Source organism: Rhizobium sp. BK316, from assembly GCF_014193695.1.
Classification (GTDB): domain Bacteria; phylum Pseudomonadota; class Alphaproteobacteria; order Rhizobiales; family Rhizobiaceae; genus Rhizobium.
Genome location: NZ_JACHZR010000001.1, coordinates 707,112 through 726,796 on the forward strand (window position 1 = coordinate 707,112; position 19,685 = coordinate 726,796).

General features: G+C 59.1%; 18 protein-coding genes and 1 pseudogene. 14 read left to right on the forward strand and 5 right to left on the reverse strand.

What is annotated here, in order from left to right; all coding sequences use genetic code 11:
• Positions 1-532 precede the first annotated feature (532 nt).
• Positions 533-1,552 carry a LacI family DNA-binding transcriptional regulator gene (locus FHT87_RS03070; protein WP_183799370.1) on the reverse strand — a complete coding sequence of 340 codons (1,020 nt, stop codon included), beginning with the start codon at positions 1,550-1,552 and terminating at the stop codon, positions 533-535.
• Positions 1,553-1,694: 142 nt separating this feature from the next.
• On the opposite strand from FHT87_RS03070, the gene FHT87_RS03075 reads away from it, so the two are divergent.
• The 5 genes from FHT87_RS03075 to FHT87_RS03095 all read left to right on the forward strand — a co-directional run bounded on the left by FHT87_RS03075 (position 1,695) and on the right by FHT87_RS03095 (position 8,110).
• The gene (locus FHT87_RS03075) at positions 1,695-4,028 is read left to right on the forward strand and encodes an alpha-L-rhamnosidase (protein WP_183725258.1); all 2,334 of its coding nucleotides are present in this window, start codon (positions 1,695-1,697) and stop codon (positions 4,026-4,028) included.
• A 75-nt stretch (positions 4,029-4,103) separates the two neighbouring features.
• Positions 4,104-5,378, forward strand: a complete 1,275-nt coding sequence (locus FHT87_RS03080; RefSeq protein ID WP_183725268.1) for an extracellular solute-binding protein — start codon at positions 4,104-4,106, stop codon at positions 5,376-5,378.
• Positions 5,379-5,441: 63 nt separating this feature from the next.
• A complete protein-coding gene (locus tag FHT87_RS03085) occupies positions 5,442-6,305 on the forward strand; it encodes a sugar ABC transporter permease (protein WP_007823368.1) in 864 nt (287 codons plus the stop codon).
• Positions 6,302-7,126 carry a carbohydrate ABC transporter permease gene (locus FHT87_RS03090; protein ID WP_183799373.1) on the forward strand — a complete coding sequence of 275 codons (825 nt, stop codon included), beginning with the start codon at positions 6,302-6,304 and terminating at the stop codon, positions 7,124-7,126. The genes FHT87_RS03085 and FHT87_RS03090 overlap by 4 nt, the downstream gene beginning before the upstream one ends.
• Before the next feature lie 3 nt (positions 7,127-7,129).
• On the forward strand, positions 7,130-8,110 hold the full coding sequence (locus FHT87_RS03095; RefSeq protein ID WP_183799376.1) for an ABC transporter ATP-binding protein: 981 nt from the start codon (positions 7,130-7,132) through the stop codon (positions 8,108-8,110).
• A gap of 3 nt (positions 8,111-8,113) precedes the next feature.
• Here the strand turns inward: FHT87_RS03095 and FHT87_RS03100 are convergent, their stop codons facing one another.
• Positions 8,114-8,398: an acylphosphatase gene (locus FHT87_RS03100; RefSeq protein ID WP_183799379.1), complete on the reverse strand. Its 285-nt coding sequence runs from the start codon at positions 8,396-8,398 to the stop codon at positions 8,114-8,116.
• Between the two features lie 209 nt (positions 8,399-8,607).
• Positions 8,608-9,516 (reverse strand): helix-turn-helix domain-containing protein, encoded by a 909-nt coding sequence (locus FHT87_RS03105; protein WP_183799382.1) that lies wholly within the window; start codon positions 9,514-9,516, stop codon positions 8,608-8,610.
• Positions 9,517-9,601: 85 nt separating this feature from the next.
• On the opposite strand from FHT87_RS03105, the gene FHT87_RS03110 reads away from it, so the two are divergent.
• The 7 genes from FHT87_RS03110 (at position 9,602) to FHT87_RS03140 (ending at position 16,614) form a co-directional block, all read left to right on the forward strand.
• On the forward strand, positions 9,602-10,876 hold the full coding sequence (locus FHT87_RS03110) for an ABC transporter substrate-binding protein (RefSeq protein ID WP_183799384.1): 1,275 nt from the start codon (positions 9,602-9,604) through the stop codon (positions 10,874-10,876).
• Positions 10,877-10,956: 80 nt separating this feature from the next.
• Positions 10,957-11,817, forward strand: a complete 861-nt coding sequence (locus FHT87_RS03115; RefSeq protein WP_183799387.1) for a sugar ABC transporter permease — start codon at positions 10,957-10,959, stop codon at positions 11,815-11,817.
• Positions 11,814-12,650, forward strand: a complete 837-nt coding sequence (locus FHT87_RS03120; protein WP_183725283.1) for a carbohydrate ABC transporter permease — start codon at positions 11,814-11,816, stop codon at positions 12,648-12,650. The genes FHT87_RS03115 and FHT87_RS03120 overlap by 4 nt, the downstream gene beginning before the upstream one ends.
• Positions 12,651-12,661: 11 nt before the next feature.
• On the forward strand, positions 12,662-13,747 hold the full coding sequence (ugpC, locus tag FHT87_RS03125; RefSeq protein WP_183725285.1) for a sn-glycerol-3-phosphate ABC transporter ATP-binding protein UgpC: 1,086 nt from the start codon (positions 12,662-12,664) through the stop codon (positions 13,745-13,747).
• Positions 13,748-13,782: 35 nt separating this feature from the next.
• On the forward strand, positions 13,783-15,786 hold the full coding sequence (locus tag FHT87_RS03130; RefSeq protein ID WP_183725287.1) for an aldo/keto reductase: 2,004 nt from the start codon (positions 13,783-13,785) through the stop codon (positions 15,784-15,786).
• 170 nt (positions 15,787-15,956) lie between these two features.
• Positions 15,957-16,175 carry a hypothetical protein gene (locus tag FHT87_RS03135; RefSeq protein WP_183725289.1) on the forward strand — a complete coding sequence of 73 codons (219 nt, stop codon included), beginning with the start codon at positions 15,957-15,959 and terminating at the stop codon, positions 16,173-16,175.
• 64 nt (positions 16,176-16,239) lie between these two features.
• A complete protein-coding gene (locus FHT87_RS03140; protein WP_183725291.1) occupies positions 16,240-16,614 on the forward strand; it encodes a hypothetical protein in 375 nt (124 codons plus the stop codon).
• A gap of 33 nt (positions 16,615-16,647) precedes the next feature.
• Here FHT87_RS03140 and FHT87_RS03145 read toward each other — a convergent pair.
• Together FHT87_RS03145 and FHT87_RS03150 are read right to left on the reverse strand one after the other, a co-directional pair.
• Positions 16,648-16,857: pseudogene (locus tag FHT87_RS03145) on the reverse strand (DUF2934 domain-containing protein); the annotation flags it as partial.
• A gap of 253 nt (positions 16,858-17,110) precedes the next feature.
• Positions 17,111-17,884, reverse strand: coding sequence for a siderophore-interacting protein (locus tag FHT87_RS03150; protein WP_183727192.1), 774 nt, complete (start codon positions 17,882-17,884; stop codon positions 17,111-17,113).
• A 318-nt stretch (positions 17,885-18,202) separates the two neighbouring features.
• On the opposite strand from FHT87_RS03150, the gene FHT87_RS03155 reads away from it, so the two are divergent.
• Positions 18,203-18,466 carry a DUF982 domain-containing protein gene (locus FHT87_RS03155; RefSeq protein WP_183725293.1) on the forward strand — a complete coding sequence of 88 codons (264 nt, stop codon included), beginning with the start codon at positions 18,203-18,205 and terminating at the stop codon, positions 18,464-18,466.
• Between the two features lie 116 nt (positions 18,467-18,582).
• Complete coding sequence (locus FHT87_RS03160; RefSeq protein WP_348647564.1) at positions 18,583-19,488, forward strand: lytic transglycosylase domain-containing protein; 906 nt, start codon at positions 18,583-18,585, stop codon at positions 19,486-19,488.
• Positions 19,489-19,685: the final 197 nt, after the last annotated feature.

The following is a 19,685-nucleotide window of genomic DNA, read 5'->3' on the forward strand; positions in this document are numbered from 1 at the left end:
TTCGAAATGGCGGATAGTGGTCAATAGCGACCACAAAATGAACGGGCGATTAATCGGGTTCCCCATCGGCGAAAATGACCCCACCGGGGAGCAGCAACCGACCGCGAAGACGGATTCCTCGCCCAATAAGTGGCGGCCCCTCCATCCAATTTATCGTGTCAAGACGATCTTTATAACGAGATCGACCAGGCGAAGCCGTAAGCCGGCTTCGCCTGGTCGCGAATCTGAAGATGTGTGGAATTTAACTGGCTGAGCAGACAGCTTTAGGCGGCCAGCGCCTCATCGGTTGGTCCGAAGAATTCGTAATGGATGCGATCGCGGGAAACGCCAAGGCTTAGTAGATCACCAACGATTGCCCGCACGAATGGCTTCGAACCGCAGATATAGAAATCTGCCGTCTCAAGAGGCGACAGCCGCTTTTGTCGGCGTTTTCGACCAGTATAGCGTTGCCGATATGATAGAATGGAAAGATGTATTCAGGGCATTCTTTGCCGCCGCATGATCTGCGGATTTCCAGAAGGCCACATGCCCTTCAGGTGCTTCCGCGCAATTCGACATGCGGCTCGATCAGCAAATGCCGCGCTTCCTCACGGCCATCAATCCTGCCGAGCAGTATTTCGGCTGCGGTTCTGCCCAACTCCGCAGCGTTCTGGTCCACGCTGGTCAGGCCGACAAGCGGCATGGCGGCCATCGGCGAATTGTCGTAACCGATAATCGCAAGATTTTCCGGAACCCTTATGCCGCTCATGCGCGCGGCGTTGATCAGCGGCACGGCATCAAGATCGGACCAGACGAAAACTGCACGGGGACGATCTCGCAAGGACAGGAAGTCATCGATCGCGGCGCGACGATCAGTCCCTACCAAAGGCAACCGGATAATGCGCCCCTCAAGACCCGCCGCCTTCATGCCGTCAAGATAGCCCCACTCGCGCTGGAGGGTGACAATGGTCGGCGGTGAATCGGCAAGCTCATAACCAAGCATCGCGATGTCAGTGTAGCCGCATCGCAATGCGGCTTCCACTGCCAGAGTGGCGCCCTGACGATCATCAGAATTGACGGTGTCGTAGGTCTGGGCATGCGGCTCATGATGGGCGATCACTACGATCGGGATTTGACGCGCATAACGCTCCAGCACCCTGCCCGATATCCTCGGAGCAATGATCAGCACACCATCCATCCGGTTGTCGATCATCGATTCGATCATCGATGCTTCGATCGGGCTCGTGGAGCGGCCGATCCCGATCAGCGCCTTGAAGCCATTCTCCGCCAACGTTGCGTTGGCCTCCTCGATGACACCCGCCAGGAATGGGTTCGACAATTCGACCACCAGCACGCCCACCGTCCGCGTGCGGCCGCGCATGGCGCGCGCTGCGACAGAAGGCCGATAATTCAGCTTTTCGATCGAGGTCTCGACCTTCGTTCTCAAGACGTCGCTGACGCCGTAAGCGTTGCGCAAAACTTTCGACACCGCGGCGACGGAGACGCCGGCATCCCGCGCCACATCACGGATCGTGACCCTATCCCTCATCGCGTTAACGGTCTGATTTTTCATTCCAAATTGCCTCACTTTCAGGTGTCGTGAAAATTATAGGCACAAAACCTCTTGCGCGGCAATCGATAGTGTAGAATGATATACATAGAACGATACACACGGAGCAATCGCCGGAGGGATTGGTGATTGAGGGAGGTTCTCAATGAAGACTGTTTCGGCCCACGGCATCGCCGGGGAAGACGGGCTTGCCGGTTCTGCTTTCCAGTTTACGGCATCGATGATCGGCCCGTCCTGCGACGGTGGCCAGGCGACGGCCGGCACCTTCGTGTCGCGTGAATTCACGCTCGAAGCGGTTCCGGCTGAAGCAACGCTGCGCATCTCGGCGCTCGGCCTCTACCGCGCCTTCATCAACGGAAAGCGCGTGGGGAGCGACCTCCTGACGCCCGGCTGGACCTGCTACGACGACCGTATCGCCTATCAGACCTATGATGTCGCAAAGCTCCTGCAACCCGGCGGCAATCGCATCGAGATCTGGCTGGGCGACGGCTGGTACCGCAGCCAGCTCATGTGGGCTTCCAATCCGATCATCAATTGCTGGGGCGACCGGACGGCGGCAATCGCAGAATTGCGCGCCGGCGGTGAAACACTTCTGAAGACGGATGACAGCTGGAAGAGCGGCTTCACCCCCCTTGTCCGCAACGGGATCTATTATGGCGAGGATTACGACGCTCGCATCCGTCCACAGGATAGTCACGGCGTCGAGGTCCTCTCCTTCGACAAGGCTTTGCTCGTTCCGCATGAGACCGGCGCAGTCAAGGAACTGGCCGGTCTCTCTCCCATCGATCGCTGGATGGAGGCCGATGGCCGGATTGTCTATGATTTCGGACAGAATGCCGGCGCCTATATCCGCCTGCGTCTCAAGGGTGTTGCCGGTGCACAGGTGCGCGTCGAACATTCCGAAGTGCTCGGCCCCGACCGCTTCTTCGATAACCGCAATTATCGCAGCGCGCGTGCCGAGCTGATCTATACGCTCTCTGGACAAGCCGAAGAGGAATACGCGCCTCTCTTCACCTTCATGGGCTTCCGCTATGCGCGCGTCACCCTGACAGGCCAGGTTGAATTGATCGCGATCACTATGGTGCCGGTCACCTCGGTGCCAACAAGTGCCGGCGGCTTCACATCAGGTGTTGCGGCCGTCAACCGGCTCGTCGACAACACGATCTGGTCGCAGCGTTCCAATTTCATCGAAGTGCCGACGGATTGCCCACAGCGCGATGAACGCCTCGGCTGGACCGGCGATGCCCAGGTCTTTGCCGGCACGGCCTGCTGGCTTGCCGATAGCCAATCCTTTCTCAAGAAATATCTTCGTGATGTGATCCACGACCAGCGTGCCGATGGCGCAGTCCCGCATTTTTCACCTGATCCGACGCGGCTTCATCCGATCGACGGGCGTGGCGATTGGGCGGGTTCAACCGGCTGGGGTGATGCGATCACCATCATTCCCTGGCAGCTTTACCTGCATTACGGCGACAGCGCCGTATTGGAAGAATGCTTCCCTGCAATGCTTCGCTGGCTCGATTACCTCTGGGGCATCTCGGATGGGCCGATCATTCGTCCACCGGCAGTCTGGGGCGCGCATGGCTTCACCTTCGGCGATTGGCTCCAGCCGGTCGGGGATAACCGCAAGCCGCGCCCGACCGTGGCAGACGATTGCGCAGCAACCCTCTACCACTTTATTTCAACGCAGTTGACGGCAAAGATCGCTCGTATTCTTGGCGAAAACGTCGAGGCCGCACGGCTCGACAAGCGCGCTAACGAGATCAGGGCCGCGTTCAAGCACGAATTCTTCGCGCCCTCCGGCCGCATTGCGCATAACGACCAGACCTCATGGTCCCTGGCGTTCCTCTATGGCCTCGTTCCGCCGGAATATGAGCCGGCTGCCCGCGACTATTTCCGCAGGGTGGCGGAAGAGACCGATGACGTCATCGGCACAGGCTTCATCGGCACCCCCGCCCTGCTGCCGGCACTGACCCGGCTCGGCATGCTGGACCTTGCCGAAAAGATGTTCCTCAACCGGAAGGTTCCCGGTTGGCTGTATCAGGTCGAGCGCGGCGCGACATCGATCTGGGAGCGATGGGATGCGCTCGCCGAGGACGGCACGATCTATGATCCCGATATGAACAGCTACAACCACTACGCTTATGGCGCGGTATGCCAATGGCTCTTCGAAGATGTTGCCGGCATCAAGCCGCTGGAAGACAAGCCGGGCTTCGAGGAAGTCGCCTTCGATCCCGCGATCCTGCCTGCTCTCTCGCCGGTTTCGGCCTGGCATGACACGCGCTTTGGCCGTATCGAAGCTGGATGGATCCTAGAGGCGAAGACCGTCACGTGCCGCCTGGTGCTGCCGGAGGGTGTGACTGCGCGTCTGCAAGGTAAGGACGACCGCAAGTCGCTGAAGGCAGACGGTACCCTGATCGAGCAGGGTGAGGAGACCAAGCTCGGTGCAGGAGAACATACGATTACGTTTTCTATCTGATGCGGTTGCTCGCGGGTCTTTGATCCGCGGGCAAACAGCCCAACGCATTCCGGTCTTCAAGAGGAGGAAATGACTATGCGAATGACGAAGTGCAGCATCCTTGCAGCCAGTATCATGGCTCTTGCCGCTGGAGTGGCGCATGCAGATGTGACCCTCAGCGTCCTGATCGACACCAATCCAGAGACGATTGCCTCGTTCGATGCCGTTTCCAAAGCCTATATGGAAAAGCATCCCGACGTCACATTTGACGTCGAGCAGCGTGCCGGAGGCTCGGAGGGCGATAACATCATCAAGACCCGGCTCGCCACAGGCGAAATGGCCGATATCTTCCTATATAATGGCGGCTCCCTCTTCCAGGCTCTGAAGCCGCAGGAAACGATCGCAGATCTTTCCGATCTTCCATCGGAAGCCGGTATTCTCGACAGCTTCAAGAAGGTCGTCACCAGCCCGGACGGCCATGTTCGCGGCCTTCCATTTGGTCCCGCCATGGGCGGCGGCATCTTCTATAATAGAAAGATCTATGCCGATCTCGGGCTGACGCCGCCGAAGACATGGGCGGAATTCATGAGCAACAACGAGAAGATCAAGGCGGCCGGCAAGGTCGCCGTGGCGCAGACCTATGGCACGACCTGGACCTCGCAGCTCTTTGTGCTTGCCGACTTCTATAACGTCCAGACCGAGGTTCCGAATTTCGCAGCCGACTATACTGCCAACAAGATCAAATATGCCACCACGCCTGCTGCGCTGCGCGGCTTCGAACATCTTGAGGAGGTCGCGAAGGGCGGCTTCCTCAACGCGGACTTCGGCGCGGCGACTTTTGACGACGGCATGCGCATGGTCGCCACAGGCGAAGCCGCGCACTATCCGAACCTCACCTTCGGTATCGGCAACATCCAGCAGAATTTCCCTGACAACCTGAAGGATCTGGGCTTCTTCGCTCAGCCTGGAACGGACGCTGCCAAAAACGGCCTGACCGTCTGGATGCCCTCCGCGCTCTATGCTTCCGCAAAGTCCGAAAACCTCGAAGAGGCCAAGAAATTCCTCGATTTCGTCGGCTCCAAGGAAGCGTGCGACCTGATGGCGAAGGCCGTTCCCTCAGGTCCCTACCTGGTCAAGGGGTGCGAACTTCCCAAGGACATTCCGCCGGTTGTTTCCGACATGCTGCCCTATTTCGATACTGAGGGACGCAACGGTCCGGCGCTCGAATTCCTCTCGCCCGTCAAGGGACCGGCGCTCGAGCAGATCACGGTCGAGGTCGGGACCGGTATACGCTCCGCCAAGGATGCGGCTGCTCTCTACGATCAGGATGTCGAGAAGCAGGCCAAGCAACTTGGCCTGCCGAACTGGTAACCTTCCAGCCGATCCCCCACTCACCTCTTTGAGCCCGAGTGGGGGACGCTTCGCGGTGTCCATATGATAAAACGCAAGTCACCCTATCCCTACTGGTTCGTCCTGCCGGCGGCGGTGATATTCACCGTCCTCTTTCTGGCTCCGACGGTCGCCTCCTTCTGGTTCAGCCTCACGCGCTGGGACCTGTTCACCACGCAGTTCATCGGCCTGGAAAACTACCGGCAATTCTTCCGCGAACCCTTCCTGATCCAGGGCCTGGTCAACACCGTCATCTATGCGGTGCTGACCTCAGGCACGAAAACTGTTCTCGGTCTCCTGCTCGCAGTACTGTTGACCTCCGGCCTCTGGGGACAAGGCCTGCTGCGCACCGTGATCTTCTTTCCGGTTCTGGTATCGACGATCGGTGTCGGCATCACCTTCTCGGTGCTCATGCATCCGACCCGCGGATTGATCAATGTGGCGCTCGCCGCCATCGGCATTCATGGCCCCGGCTGGCTGACCGATCCGGCACTCGCGCTCTATTCCATCGTCTTCGTCGACCTCTGGAAGGGTATCGGGCTTGCGACCGTGATCTATATCGCCGGGCTCGCATCGATCAGCCCCGACTATTATGAGGCCGCCCGCATCGATGGCGCGACCCGCACCCAGATGTTCTTCCGCGTGACCGTCCCGCTGGTCAAGCCCGCGACGGTGACGGTCGTGACGCTCTCGCTGATCGGCGGTCTCAGAAGCTTCGACCTGATCTGGGCAATGACACGCGGCGGCCCCGGTTTTTCCTCGGATGTGCTCGCAAGCGTCATCTACAAGCAGTACCAGGCGGGCTTCTATGGCCTCTCGACGGCCGGCAATGTCATCCTCTTCCTGCTCATCGGCCTCATTGTCCTGCCGCTGACGGCCTGGTTCAATCGCAAGGAGGTGGATCTATGAGCCGCCGCCAGCTCTATACCGGGATTGCGGCACTGGCCGCCTGTGGCGTGATCTTCGTGCTGCCTTTCCTCTTCATCTTCATCACGGCCGCCAAGACGAAACAGGATGCGGCAACGCTGAGATTCAGCTGGCCGGTCGAGTGGCAGCTCTGGCAGAATTTCATTGAGGTCGTGCAGACCCGCAACTACATGCTGCTGCTCGCCTACTTCAATTCGACCGTCATCACCGTGGCCGCCGTCACCCTGCTGGTGCTGTTCGGCGCCATGGTCGGCTATGTGCTGCAGCGCCGCCCCTCGCGCTGGAATACGGTCATCTACGGCTGCGTGCTCGCCGGCCTGATGATCCCGCCGGCCATCGTGCCGACCATCTGGGTGCTGCAACTGCTCGGCCTCTTCAAGACGCTGTCCGGCATGGTGCTGATCCAGGTCGCCTACGGCCTCGGCTTCACGGTTCTCCTGTTTCGCAGCTTCATCGCTACGATCCCGCGGGACCTCGACGAGGCTGCGATCATAGACGGGGCAAAACCATTCCAGATTTTCTTTCGCGTCATCCTGCCGCTTTTAAAGCCGGTCACCGTGACTGTCATCGTCGTCCAGTCGATCGCCATCTTCAACGATTTCACCAACCCGCTCTACTATCTGCCGGGCCGGGAAAACGTCACGGTGCAGCTGACGCTCTATAATTTCCAGGGACAGTTCCAGACCCAGTTCAACCTGCTGTTCATGAACATCCTTCTGGTGACCATTCCACCCCTGATTATCTTCATCTTCTTCAACCGGCAGATCGTGGCAGGCATGACCGCCGGTGCAGTCAAGGGATAAGCCATGACATCAGTTGTTCTTGAAAGTGTCCGCAAGAGCTTCGGCAGCCTGGAGGTGATGAAGGGCGTCGATCTCACCGTCGACGCCGGCGAATTCTGCGTCTTCGTCGGCCCGTCCGGTTGCGGAAAATCGACGCTGCTGCGCATCATCTCCGGACTGGAGACACAGACGTCGGGCAAGGTCTTCATCGACAGCAAGGACGTCACTTATGCCGAGCCGTCCGAGCGCGGCATCGCCATGGTCTTCCAATCCTATGCACTTTATCCGCATCTGACTGTCGCAGAAAACATCGGCTTCGGCCTGTCGCTTGCCAGGCGACCGAAAGCGGAGATCGCCGAACGGGTAAAGCAGACAGCCGATATCCTGCAGCTCTCGCATCTGCTCGATCGCAAGCCGAAGGCACTCTCCGGTGGTCAACGTCAGCGCGTCGCAATCGGCCGGGCGATCATCCGCAATCCGAAAGTCTTCCTGTTCGACGAGCCGTTGTCGAACCTCGATGCGTCGCTGCGCTCGCAGATGCGCATCGAGCTGACCGAGCTGCACGCCAAGCTCGGCGCCACCATGATCTATGTCACCCATGATCAGGTCGAGGCGATGACTATGGCCGACAAGATTGTCGTCCTGAACGGCGGACAGATCGAGCAGGTCGGAACACCGATGACGCTCTACAACAATCCGGCCACTCCATTTGTCGCAGGTTTCATCGGTTCGCCGAAGATGAACCTGTTCGAGCAAGAGATTGCGGCGCGGGAAGGCTGCAAGACCTATGGCATCCGCCCTGAACATGTCGTGCTCTCATCCACTGAGGGGAAATGGCAGGGCAAAGTGCGTCACATCGAGCGACTCGGTGCCGATACGGTGGTCTATCTCGATGTGCCGGAATTGCAGACACTTGTCGTACGCACGAACGGCGACCGGCCGGTCAAGATCGGCGAGACGCAATTCGCCTCGCCACTCACCGGGAAGGAACACAGGTTCTCCTGATCTCTATCGAACGATACGAAAGTCGTCCGGCACCTCATCGAGGTTTGCCGCCTCCGCCTTTACATCTGACACGGAGGAACCGGCAGGACCGCTCCAGAAACGCTCGAGCATGGAGCCGGTGGCGCCTTGGGAGCCGATGATCAGCGCGCTGACCGAGCCGTCAGCCTCATTCCGCACCCAGCCCGTCAAGCCGAGTTGGAGGGCCTGGCCGCGGGTCCAGGCCCGGTAGCCGACGCCTTGCACCCCGCCGGTGATGCGCACACGAAAAGCATCCAGGGTGACGGTCATTTGAAGTCCTCTCTGGCAACGAGATGAAGATGCCGCTGCTGGCCTTCATTGCAAGGGTCTTATTTCGACCAGCGGAAGACCCACGCATTCACGACGTCTTTTCATGAGGTATCTCTTGGCTCTTGGGCAGCCATGCTAGCGCCCGAGCAGAACTGATGCGATCCGCCTCCATGATCAAGGCCCGTTTTCGAAGACAAACCAAGAGCGTCTCAACCAGCGGCAGAGAGAGTGCTGATCATCGAGCGCATATCCCGCCGGAAATCCGATGGCGACATGCCGGCAATATTCCGGAAGGATTTGTTGAAAGCACTGATGGAGCCGAAGCCGCTATCCATCGCAATTTGAAGAACATTCGCCCCTTCGCCCATGAGCTGCGCCTGGGCATGTGAAAGACGCAGCAGATTGATATACTTGCTGATCGTCATGCCCGTCGTCTTCTTGAACAGGTTCATCGCATATTTCGGATGAAGGTCGACCGCGCGAGCGATTTCGACGGTGTCGATATCCTGCAGGAAATTGCTTGCAATGAAATCGCACATACGCGCGACGCTGCGGGAAAGATGCGAATTGGGCTGCTCAAGTCCCTCGACGCCGGTGCCGGGCACCATCAGATATGATTCCAGGGCAATCCGTTCGATGCGCAGAAGTAATTCATCGACGGCGTGCTGCGTCTTCCTGACATCATTGGATTTCGCATAGTCATACCAGCGGGGGAAATTTGCCTCATCCGCCGCATCGGTCGCCGATGTCAGCAGAATTTCTCCCTTCATCAGACGTGTGCCTATGGTCGGAGGCAGGCGCATTCTGAAGAAGTAGACGAGCGGCAGATGCGCGCCCGCATACAGGGAATCATCCGAGGAGTCGTCCATCTGATGCGGCTGCCCTCCCCAGAAAAGGCACATCTGGCCGGCTTTGAGGGTAATATCATGGTCGTTCATCCGGTAGTGGACGCTGCCACGCATGATGTAATTGACCTCGACCTGAGCATGCCAGTGCGGCATCGCCATGACCGGCGGATGGGCATAAAACACCTGCAGCGCCATCGGCATGCCTTCAATGGTGCTGGCACCAGGCTGATAAACAGGTTTGCCGACGACCTTACTTTCCGCCAATTCCATATTCCCTTTTTATGAGACAGCCGTTCCCGCCGCGCTAAATTAGCCACGTTCGCTCAGCGACGGCAATTGAAAAGGGAGGATTTTCATGCGCTCTAAACTCATCACGGCAACGACAGCGCTTGTGCTGCTTGCATCCGGATCCGCCTATGCGCAATCCGCTACGCTTACCATCTGGAGCTGGAACGTCGCAGCTTCCGCTCTCAAATCGACGATCGAAGGCTTCAACAAGCAGTTTCCCGACATCAAGGTCGATGTCCAGGATCTCGGCAACCAGCAGGTCTTCGACAAGACGCTTGCCGCCTGCGCCGCCGGCGGTGACGGCCTTCCCGATATCGTGACGATCGAGAATTTCGAGGCGGAGATCTTCTGGAGCCGCTTCCCGGATTGCTTCGCCAATCTGAAGGACCTCGGCTACACCACCGACATGCAGGCGAAATTCCCGGAGTTCAAACGCACCGAGCTTGAAATCGGTGATGTCGCCTATGCCATGCCCTGGGATTCCGGTCCGGTCACCGTCTTCTATCGCCGCGACTATTATGAAAAGGCTGGTGTGGATCCGAAGTCGATCGTGACCTGGGACGATTTCATTGCCGCCGGCAAGAAGGTTTCGGCAGCCAATCCCGGCGTCGTGATGGGCCAGGCCGATTTCAACGGCGACAGCGAATGGTTCCGCATGCTCGCCAATGAACAGGGCTGCGGCTATTTCTCGACGGATGGCCAGTCGATCACCATCAATCAGCCCGCTTGTGTGCAGACGCTGGAAAAAGTGAAGGCGATGAAGGATGCCGGCACGCTGACGGCGGCAAACTGGGATGAGAAGATCTCCTCCAACACCGCCGGCAAGGTCGCAAGCCAGGTCTTCGGTGGCTGGTACGAAGGCACGATCCGTTCCGGCTCTCCCGATCTGTCAGGCAAGTGGGGCGTCTACGCCATGCCCGGCATGAGCGCTGACAGCCCGCATGCGGCTAACCTCGGCGGCTCCTCGCTTGCCATCAATGCCAATTCACAGAACAAGGAAGCGGCCTTCAAATATCTGACCTATGCGCTCACCACCAATGAGGGTCAGGTCACCATGCTGAAGTCGTTCGGTCTCGTGCCGTCGCTGCTGTCGGCCGTTCAGGATCCCTTCGTCAACGAGCCGCAGCCCTATTGGGGCGGCCAGAAGATCTGGGCCGACATCCTCGCCACCCTGCCGAAGATCGTGCCGAGCCGCGGCACGGCCTTCCAGACGGATGCAGATGCCATCTACAAGACGACACAGACGAAATATTTCGCCGGCGGCTATCCCGATGCGAAGACGGCTCTCGACGATGCCGCCAAGCAGATCGCGTCGGCGACGGGTCTTCCGATCGCACAATGAATGGCAAGCCGGGCGCCAAAGCGCCCGGCTTCGCCCGCCACGGGAGGTGGCTGGCACATTCGTTTCGGTAAGGAGGTACCATGCCGATCAGAAACCGGAGCGCCTATGCGTTCCTTGCACCCTATCTTCTGGTCTTTGCCGCCTTCTGGGTCTGGCCGATCATCAATTCGTTCCTGATTTCCTTCCAGAACACGCGCATCAATCCGTGGAAATTCAGCCTGCAGGCCAATTGGGGGCGCCTCTTCGGCGACCCGGCCTTCTATAACGCCCTTAATAATACGCTCATCATCCTGGTCATCCAGGTCCCCGTCATGATCACGCTTGCGACCGTCATGGCGGTACTGCTGAACTCGCCGCTCCTGAAAGCGCGCGCCTTGTTCCGCTTTGCCTTCTTCGCGCCTGTCGTCGTCGGGGAAGTCGCCTATGCGGCCGTCTTCCGCCTGATGTTCAATCTCGATTTCGGCATCATCAACAAGCTGATCGGCGCGGCCGGATTTGCGCCCGTATCCTGGTTCGACAATGCCAACGCCGCCATGGTCGTCATCATCATCGCCGTCACCTGGCGGTGGGCGGGGTACAATGCCATCATCATCCTGGCCGGTCTGCAATCGATCCCAGAGGACGTCTATGAGGCGGCAACACTCGACCGCGTCAGCAAGCTGCAGCAGTTCTTCCACATCACCCTGCCGCTGCTGAAACCGATCATTCTTTTCTGCGTGGTTCTGTCGGTCATCGGCACGATGCAGCTCTTCGCCGAACCCTTCCTGATCACCAATCGCGGTGGACCGGGCGGCGGCACGGAGACACTTGGCCTGCTTCTCTATCGCCAGGGCTTCACATCGCTGAACTTCGGCTATGCCTCGGCCATCGCCTATACGATGGCAGCGCTCGCAGTGGCCATCTCGCTCCTCAATCTCTGGGTCGGGAGGGATCCGAAATGAGATCCAAGTCGCAATCCCTTCTCATCCGCAAGATCGCCCTGCACGCTTTCCTGCTGCCGCTTGCAATCATCTGGCTCTTTCCACTCTGGATGATGTTCGTTTTCTCGACGATGCCGGATTACGGCATCTTCAGCCCGCAAATCGTTCTCTGGCCCTCGACCAATTTCGTCGCGAATTTCCAGAACCTGCAGGCAGACACCAACTTCATCGGCGCAATGGTGATCTCGATCGTCGTTGCCACGATCTATACCATTTTGTCTGTACTCCTGACGTCCATGGCCGGCTGGGCGCTCGCTCGCTATCGCTTCGTCGGCCGCTCTCTGGTCATCGCCATCATCCTCGGCACCATCACGCTTCCTTATTTCGTCGTCGTCATTCCGCAATTCATCATGGTGGCGCGCGAGTTCAAGCTTGCCAATACCTGGGTCGCGCTCATTGTGCCGCCGCTCTTCAATTCGCTCGGCGTGCTCTTCATGCGGCAATCCTTCTCCATGATGCCAAATGATCTTTTCGATGCGGCACGCGTCGAAGGCGTCAAGGAATGGCAGATTTTTCTGCGCATTGCCCTACCTCTCGCCCGGCCGACCATGGCGGCACTTGCGATCATCCTCTTCCTCGCCTCCTGGAACAATTACCTCTGGCCGCTGCTCATCAATTCGAAGCCGGGCATGATGACGGCTCCGGTGGCGCTCGGCGTTCTGATCGGCCTCACCAAGGTTTCCTGGGGCGGCATCATGGCGGGTGCGGTGCTTTTGACGGCACCGATCCTTGTCATCTTCGTGGCTCTACAGCGTCACTTCATCGCCGGCATTGCGGCCGGCGCAATCAAATAATCGGGGAGCCCATGGCAGAGCTTTCACTTAACAATATCGTCAAGCGCTACGGTGCATTCGAAATCATCCATGGCGCCAATCTGGACGTGAGGGACGGCGAGTTCGTCGTCTTCGTCGGTCCCTCCGGCTGCGGCAAGTCCACCCTCCTGCGCATGATTGCCGGTCTTGAAGACATCACCGGCGGTGAGTTGAAGATCGCCGGTCGCACCGTCAACGACGTTGAGCCGGCGGATCGCGGGATCGCCATGGTCTTCCAGTCCTACGCGCTCTATCCGCATCTAACAGTCGAGGAGAACCTGAGTTTCGGCCTGCGCATGAACGGCAATCCGAAAGCCGATACCGAACGGCGCGTGCGTCATGTGGCCGAGATCCTGCAGATCACAGAACTGATGAAACGGCGGCCAAAACAGCTGTCCGGCGGCCAGCGGCAGCGCGTGGCGATCGGCCGGGCCATCGTACGCGAACCACAGGTCTTCCTGTTCGACGAACCACTCTCGAACCTCGACGCGGAACTGCGCGTGCAGATGCGCGTCGAAATCTCCAGGCTGCACAAGCAGCTCGGCACGACGATGATCTATGTCACGCACGACCAGACCGAGGCGATGACGCTTGCCGACAAGATCGTCGTTCTGCGGGCCGGCAATATCGAACAGATCGGTGCGCCGCTGGACCTTTACGACGATCCGGCCAATCAGTTCGTCGCCGGCTTCGTCGGTTCGCCGAAAATGAATTTCCTCGAGGCCGAGGTGGCAGGTGTGCAGGCAGGTAAAGCAACGGTCGTGCTCACCGGCGACAAGACGGTTCGGCTGGAGGTACCGCTTGCAGACTCGTCCGTAACATCAGGCGCGGCGGTAACACTCGGCATCCGGCCCGAGCATTTCGGCGAGGCGGGCCAGGGCGAAGCGGATCTGACGGTTGCCGTCGACGTCGCAGAGCACCTCGGCAATACCAGCTACATCTATGCGAACTTCGGCGGCGAGCAGCTCATCATCGAGCAACCGGAATCCCGCAGCCTTGGTAAGACCGAGACGCTGACGGTGTCGCTGCCCACCACCCGCACCTTTCTGTTCGATGCCGCCGGCAAGCGGCTTCGCTAACCCATCCCAGGACTGAAAGACGAAAGAGGATAGTCATGACTTCAGATAATCCAATCCGCTGGGGCATCATCGGCCCCGGCACCATCGCCCGCACCTTTGCCGATGGCGTTGCGCATTCGCGCACCGGCAAGCTGGTTGCGATCGCCACCCGCAATCCCGACAAACCGGGTCTTGCCGATGGCTTCCCGGGTGCACGCATCGTCAACGGCTATGAAGCGCTGCTGACCGACAACGAGGTCGATGCGATCTATATCGCCACCCCGCATACCGGCCACGCTGAATGGGCCATCAAGGCGATCCGCGCCGGCAAGCATGTGCTGGTCGAAAAGCCGATCGCGCTCTCCGCCTATGATGCCGAGGCGATCTACCACGAGGCGAAGAAGGCCGGCGTCTTTGCCGGCGAAGCCTTCATGTATCGTGTGCATCCGCAGACGGAAAAGCTGATCGAGCTGGTCAAGAGCGGCACGATCGGCGATATCCGCATCATCCGCTCCTCGTTCGGCTTCAGCATGGGCACCTACAAGCCGGAACACCGCCTGTTTGCCAATGAAACGGCCGGCGGCGGCATTCTCGATGTCGGCGGTTATCCCGTTTCCATGGCCCGGCTGATTGCCGGTGCTGCGGCCGGAAAACCCTTCCTGGAGCCGGAAAAGGTTGCTGGTGTTGCCCATCTCGGCCAGTCCGGCGTTGATGAATGGGCCTCTGCCGTCCTGAAATTCCCGAACGAAATCATTGCCGAAGTCTCATGTTCGATCATGGCGCAGCAGGACAATGTGTTGCGCATCATCGGCTCGCAGGGCCGTATCGAGGTCAAGGACTTCTGGTTCGCTTCCGGCCACAAGGGCGGTGTCGGCAAGATCGAAATCTTCAGGAACGGCGAGCAGGAGACGGTCGAGGTCAAGGAAGACCGCTGGCTCTACTCCTTCGAAGCAGATGCGGCCGGTGACGCGATCCGCGCCGGCGAGAAGGAATTCCGTTCACCCGGCATGAGCTGGGCGGATTCGATCAACAACCTCAAAGTGCTCGACCAATGGCGCGCTTCGGTCGGTCTCGAATATGGTATCGAGAAAGCCGTCAAGCGCACTCTGAACATTGCCGGCGGCACCGTTCGACGCGGCAATTCTATTTCGAAACGGCAGATCCCCGGCATTTCCAAGCCGGCTTCCGTCGTTACCCTCGGCTTCGAATTCTTCCCGAATTTCGCTGCCGCGTCCCTGACCCTCGACACGTTCTATGAAGCAGGCGGCAATATCTTCGATACGGCCTTCGTCTACGGCGGAGGCAAGACGGAGAGCATTTTCGGCGACTGGCACACCAGCCGTCAGGTGCCGCGCGAAGAGATCGTATTGATCGGCAAGGGCGCCCACTCTCCGCTCTGCTATCCTGACATCATCAGCAAGCAGCTCGATCAATCGCTCAATCGCCTGAAGACCGATTATGTCGATATCTATTTCATGCATCGTGACAATACCGACGTGCCTGTCGGCGAATTCGTCGATGCCATGGATGCCGAGGTCAAACGCGGCCGCATCCGCGGTATTTTCGGTGGCTCGAACTGGACGCGAGAGCGTTTCGATGAGGCGATTGCCTATGCGAAGAAGAACGGCAAGGCTGCACCTGCCACGCTTTCCAACAACTTCTCGCTGGCCGAAATGCTCGATCCGATCTGGGCCGGCTGCGTGGCCGCCTCTGACGATGAGTGGAAGACGTGGCTGAACGAAAAGCAGATCCCGAACTTCGCATGGTCGAGCCAGGGCCGCGGTTTCTTCACCGACCGGGCCGGACGCGACAAGCGTGACGACGAGGAGATCGTGCGTTGCTGGTATTCGGACCGCAACTTCGGACGGCGTGACCGGGCAATCGAGCTTGCCAAGAAGCTTGGCAGACATCCGATCCACATCGCGCTTGCCTATGTCATCGCCCAGCCCTTCCCGGTTATTCCGCTCATTGGACCACGCACGATCGCCGAACTCGAAGACAGCCTCTCGGCGCTGGATATCAAGCTGACACCCGAACAGGTGGCGTGGCTGGAGGGCTGATTGCCTCCCCCAGAGAGTATGTGATGAGAAGCGGCAGGCCTGCGTGCCTGCCGCTTTTCTGTTGCGCGACGGAGTAATCACGAACGACAACTAATCCGTCGGTGTTGCATTCTCGCCATTGCCCTCAACCATAGGTCATCTAATGTGAGGCTGCACCAGGGAGCAAGGCGATGACGCGAACGGTTTGGCCGAAGGAAGCGCTGACGTCGGAGGCGATGAACTTTCTCGACGGCATTCACCAGGAATGGTGCTCGACCGCTCGTTGCCGCCGTGACAGCGACTTGGGAATGGCAAGGGCTAAAGCGCTTATCGACTGGTTTGAATTCGGCGTGCGGGATCGCGACGAACTGCTGGGTCTGCTGTCGGAAGATTTTTCCGGTGCCGCCTGAGGTCCCACTTGTTTTTACCGCATTGGCTCTACCTCATTCTGAACAATGTTCGGAGGAGAGACCCTTGCGTAAACGTTTAGTATTATTCGCCATTGTCCTGTTTCCGGCGGCAGCTTTCGCGCAATCCCCCGATCTCGAGGCGACCTGCCAGGCAGTTGCCAAGGGCTTCTTCATGATGGAACAGCTTTCGATCGGCTCCGTGCAGTCCTTTCCGGAACTCAAGCCGCCGGGTGTGCGGATGACTTACTCCACCCGGGCGGGAACCGCTCCGGGTGACATGACGGATACGTTTGAATGCGAATTCGACAAGGCCGACAAGCCGCATCATCTGGTGCGGTTCTGCGTGTCGAATACCTGTTATTCGCCGAATGAAGACGATAGCGACCGAAAGCGCCGCTTCGAGGAGGCACGCATTCTGCTCGAGCGAGCGGAAAAATAATCTACCTATACGCGACTAGCGACGTGAGTGAATATCGCCGCTCTCACCTGCACCTTGCAGCAGAGCGGCATCGTCGCGATCATCCTCGTCGATCAATTCCTGCAATGTCTCATGTTCCTCGTCTTCGCTGAATTCATCAGATGCCTGCAGCCAATGGCGAAGCGCATTCCCTTCCGGACGGCCTTCCTGCTCCCAGATCTCGTAGGCGCGCTGACGAATTGCTTCTTCCTTGTCCCTGGCCATCGTGCTACCTCCAATCTCCGCATCGTCGCCGGCATGGCTTCTCAGCGAGCGGTTTGCGCCCGGCGGTTGGAGCGCTGGCGTTGTCTGCACCCATGGCGTATCTCCTTTGCTCAGAAACACGACAATCCGTCCGATGTTCCGCCGCATAGGCGGCAATGGAGAACACGATCGAGACGGAGATCGGTGGCCCCATCCTCAGAGGGGCCACTCCGGGAGCGATGGGCAGAAGCGCTTGAACACCATCACTTCGCTGCTATCCGAACTTCTCGGTCGTATCCGCCTTACCCTTGACCCAATAGCCTGATGCCTTGATCCAGCTAAGCGGATATCCGCGATCTTCGGTGAGATAAGAGCGGATTGCCCGCACCACCGACGCCTCAGCCGCGATCCAGACGAATGTCTGGGAAACGATGTCGATCTCTGCCAAAGCAGCGATCAGCGGTTCGGCATTCGTCGCATCGGAGAGAGGACGGTAAACCCAGCGCATCATGAGCGTTGCAGCCGTCTCGAACGACTGCTGCTCTTGCGGGTCTGCGACCGCGGCGATTGTCATAATCGTCGTTTCAGCCGAGCTCTCCTCAATTCGCCGACCAATGGCGGGCAAAGCCGTCTCATCGCCGATCAGAAGCCACCTGTTCACTGTACCGGCGACAACGGCCGAACCACGCGGGCCACCGATTTCAAGAGGCGTGCCGACGCGGGCGTCGATTGCCCATTGCGTGACGGGACCCGCCTCATGCAAAGCGAAATCGATGGTCAGACTACGAGCTGCGTTGTCGTAGCGACGCGGGGTGTAATCGCGACGTTCCTCGGCGCCATCGGTACCGGGCACGATGATCTTGATATGGTCGTCGGGTGCCAGGCTCGTGAAATCGGCGAGATCTTCGCCCTTCAGCACGATGCGTCGCATGCCAGGCGTGATATCCGTCACGCTCTCGACCGTCAGGGAGCGGCGGCGCAATTCATGGCGGACCCGCTCGATTGAGGGCGCAGGGAACGGGTGATCTGTGGATTGCTTGTTATCCATCATGTCCTTCCGGGGCTTCGGGAAACGATCCGCAGGACACAGTCGCGCAGATCGAAACCGCAAAGCTGTTCGATCATACGCGTTGAGTGACGTTAACGCTTACGTGGCCGGATCGCATCCGGCCAATGACGGCCTTCTTTAGCGAAGGCTGGAGCGCCGCGCAATGAAAAACTTGAGTTTTAATCTCCATTTTTTGAGGCTGCCCAAACACCAAATCCGACCCGTAACCCTAAAGTTGTCGGATGCACGTTTTTCACACGCGATCGGTATGGTTCTTGCAACGTTACCAATATCCTTACGTTGGGGAGACCAAGTGTAATGGAATGGAACATATACGAGCGCTTTCCGCCTCTGGTGCTGATGTTGGGTGGCCGGGAAAAATACAGAGTCCTCAGAACGTTGAGAGACGCCGCTGAGGTTTTGATAGCGGACTGGCCATCCGAGGACGGCGAGGAATATGTCGTGGCCGTCAAGGCCTGCGTCGATGCCATCACTGGGCAGATCGATGTCAGCGAACTGCAGGATGCCATTCGCCGTGCGGCTGCCGAAGCAGGCATTGCGATCCTGACGGTTGTGCACTGAAGCTCGTCGCCCCCGGCCAAGACCGCGGGCGACGAAGGAAGCTTGCCGTCTTGCCTGAAAACCGCGACGATGTCGTCAGGCAAGGTTTGGCGATGATGAGATGCGGCAGAGTCTTGATGGCTGCGGTGCTGATTTCCGCAGTATGGGCTGCGGCAGCGCCTGCGATCGGCGCTGCCGAGCCGTCCGCTCCAGAAGCGGCTTGCCTTTACCAGGGTGACGCTGGTGACGGGCAAACGCTCTGCATCCGAAAAGATCACTTCAATGCCGATCTCTGCGCCGTCATGGACCGTTTCGCAGCGATCCATAACATTCCATCTGCCTTCCTCGCCCGCCTGATCTGGCGCGAAAGCCTGTTTCGCCCGGAAGCGGTCAGCCCCAAGGGCGCGGAGGGTATTGCGCAGTTCATGCCGGGCACCGCCCGCTTGAGAGAGCTGGAAAACAGCTTCGATGTCGTTCAGGCGCTGAAAGCCTCTTCCCGCTATCTCGACGAACTCAGGCTTCGTTTTGGCAATCTCGGGCTTGCGGCGGCCGCCTATAATGCGGGCGAGTCCGGTCTCGGCCGGTTTCTCTCCTCCGGCCGCCTGCCGATCGAGACCCGCGACTATGTTTTCGCAATCACCGGCCAGACCGTCGAAACCTGGCGGGACAGCCCTCCGGAGACCGCCGCTCCGGACCTGCGGGACGGAATGCCATTCCGGGAGGCATGTGTGGCGCTCGCCGAAACGCGGCAGATGAACGAGCCCGTCCTGACCGGATCGGCCGACTGGGCGCCCTGGGGCGTGCAGCTTGCCGCCCACTATAATCCGTCCGTCGCGGACCGGCTCTTCACGGTATCGGTGGCAAAGCTTCCCGAACCACTGAATGCGGAGCGCGCGGTGATCGTGCGGCAGAGAGGCGGAAATTTCGGATACCGGCCACGCTATGCTGCAAGAATCGGCAGAGAGACGCGTGCCGAGGCGACCAAGCTCTGCAGCACGATACGCGCTGCCGGCGTTGCCTGCACGGTCTTCAGAAATCGCTGATTGCGAAACCCATCCCGGATCGACCTACCCGACTGTTTAGTAACGGAGCGCCATCCGGCGCTGCCAGGTTTGGGGGCTGACATCAAGGGATCGAGATGATCAAAACGGCCGAACCTGCCAACAAGCCTGCAGACACCGAAAGCGCCGAGCAGGAGCAGGACGACTTTCTTGAGGAGTCGCTTGAAGAGACATTTTCG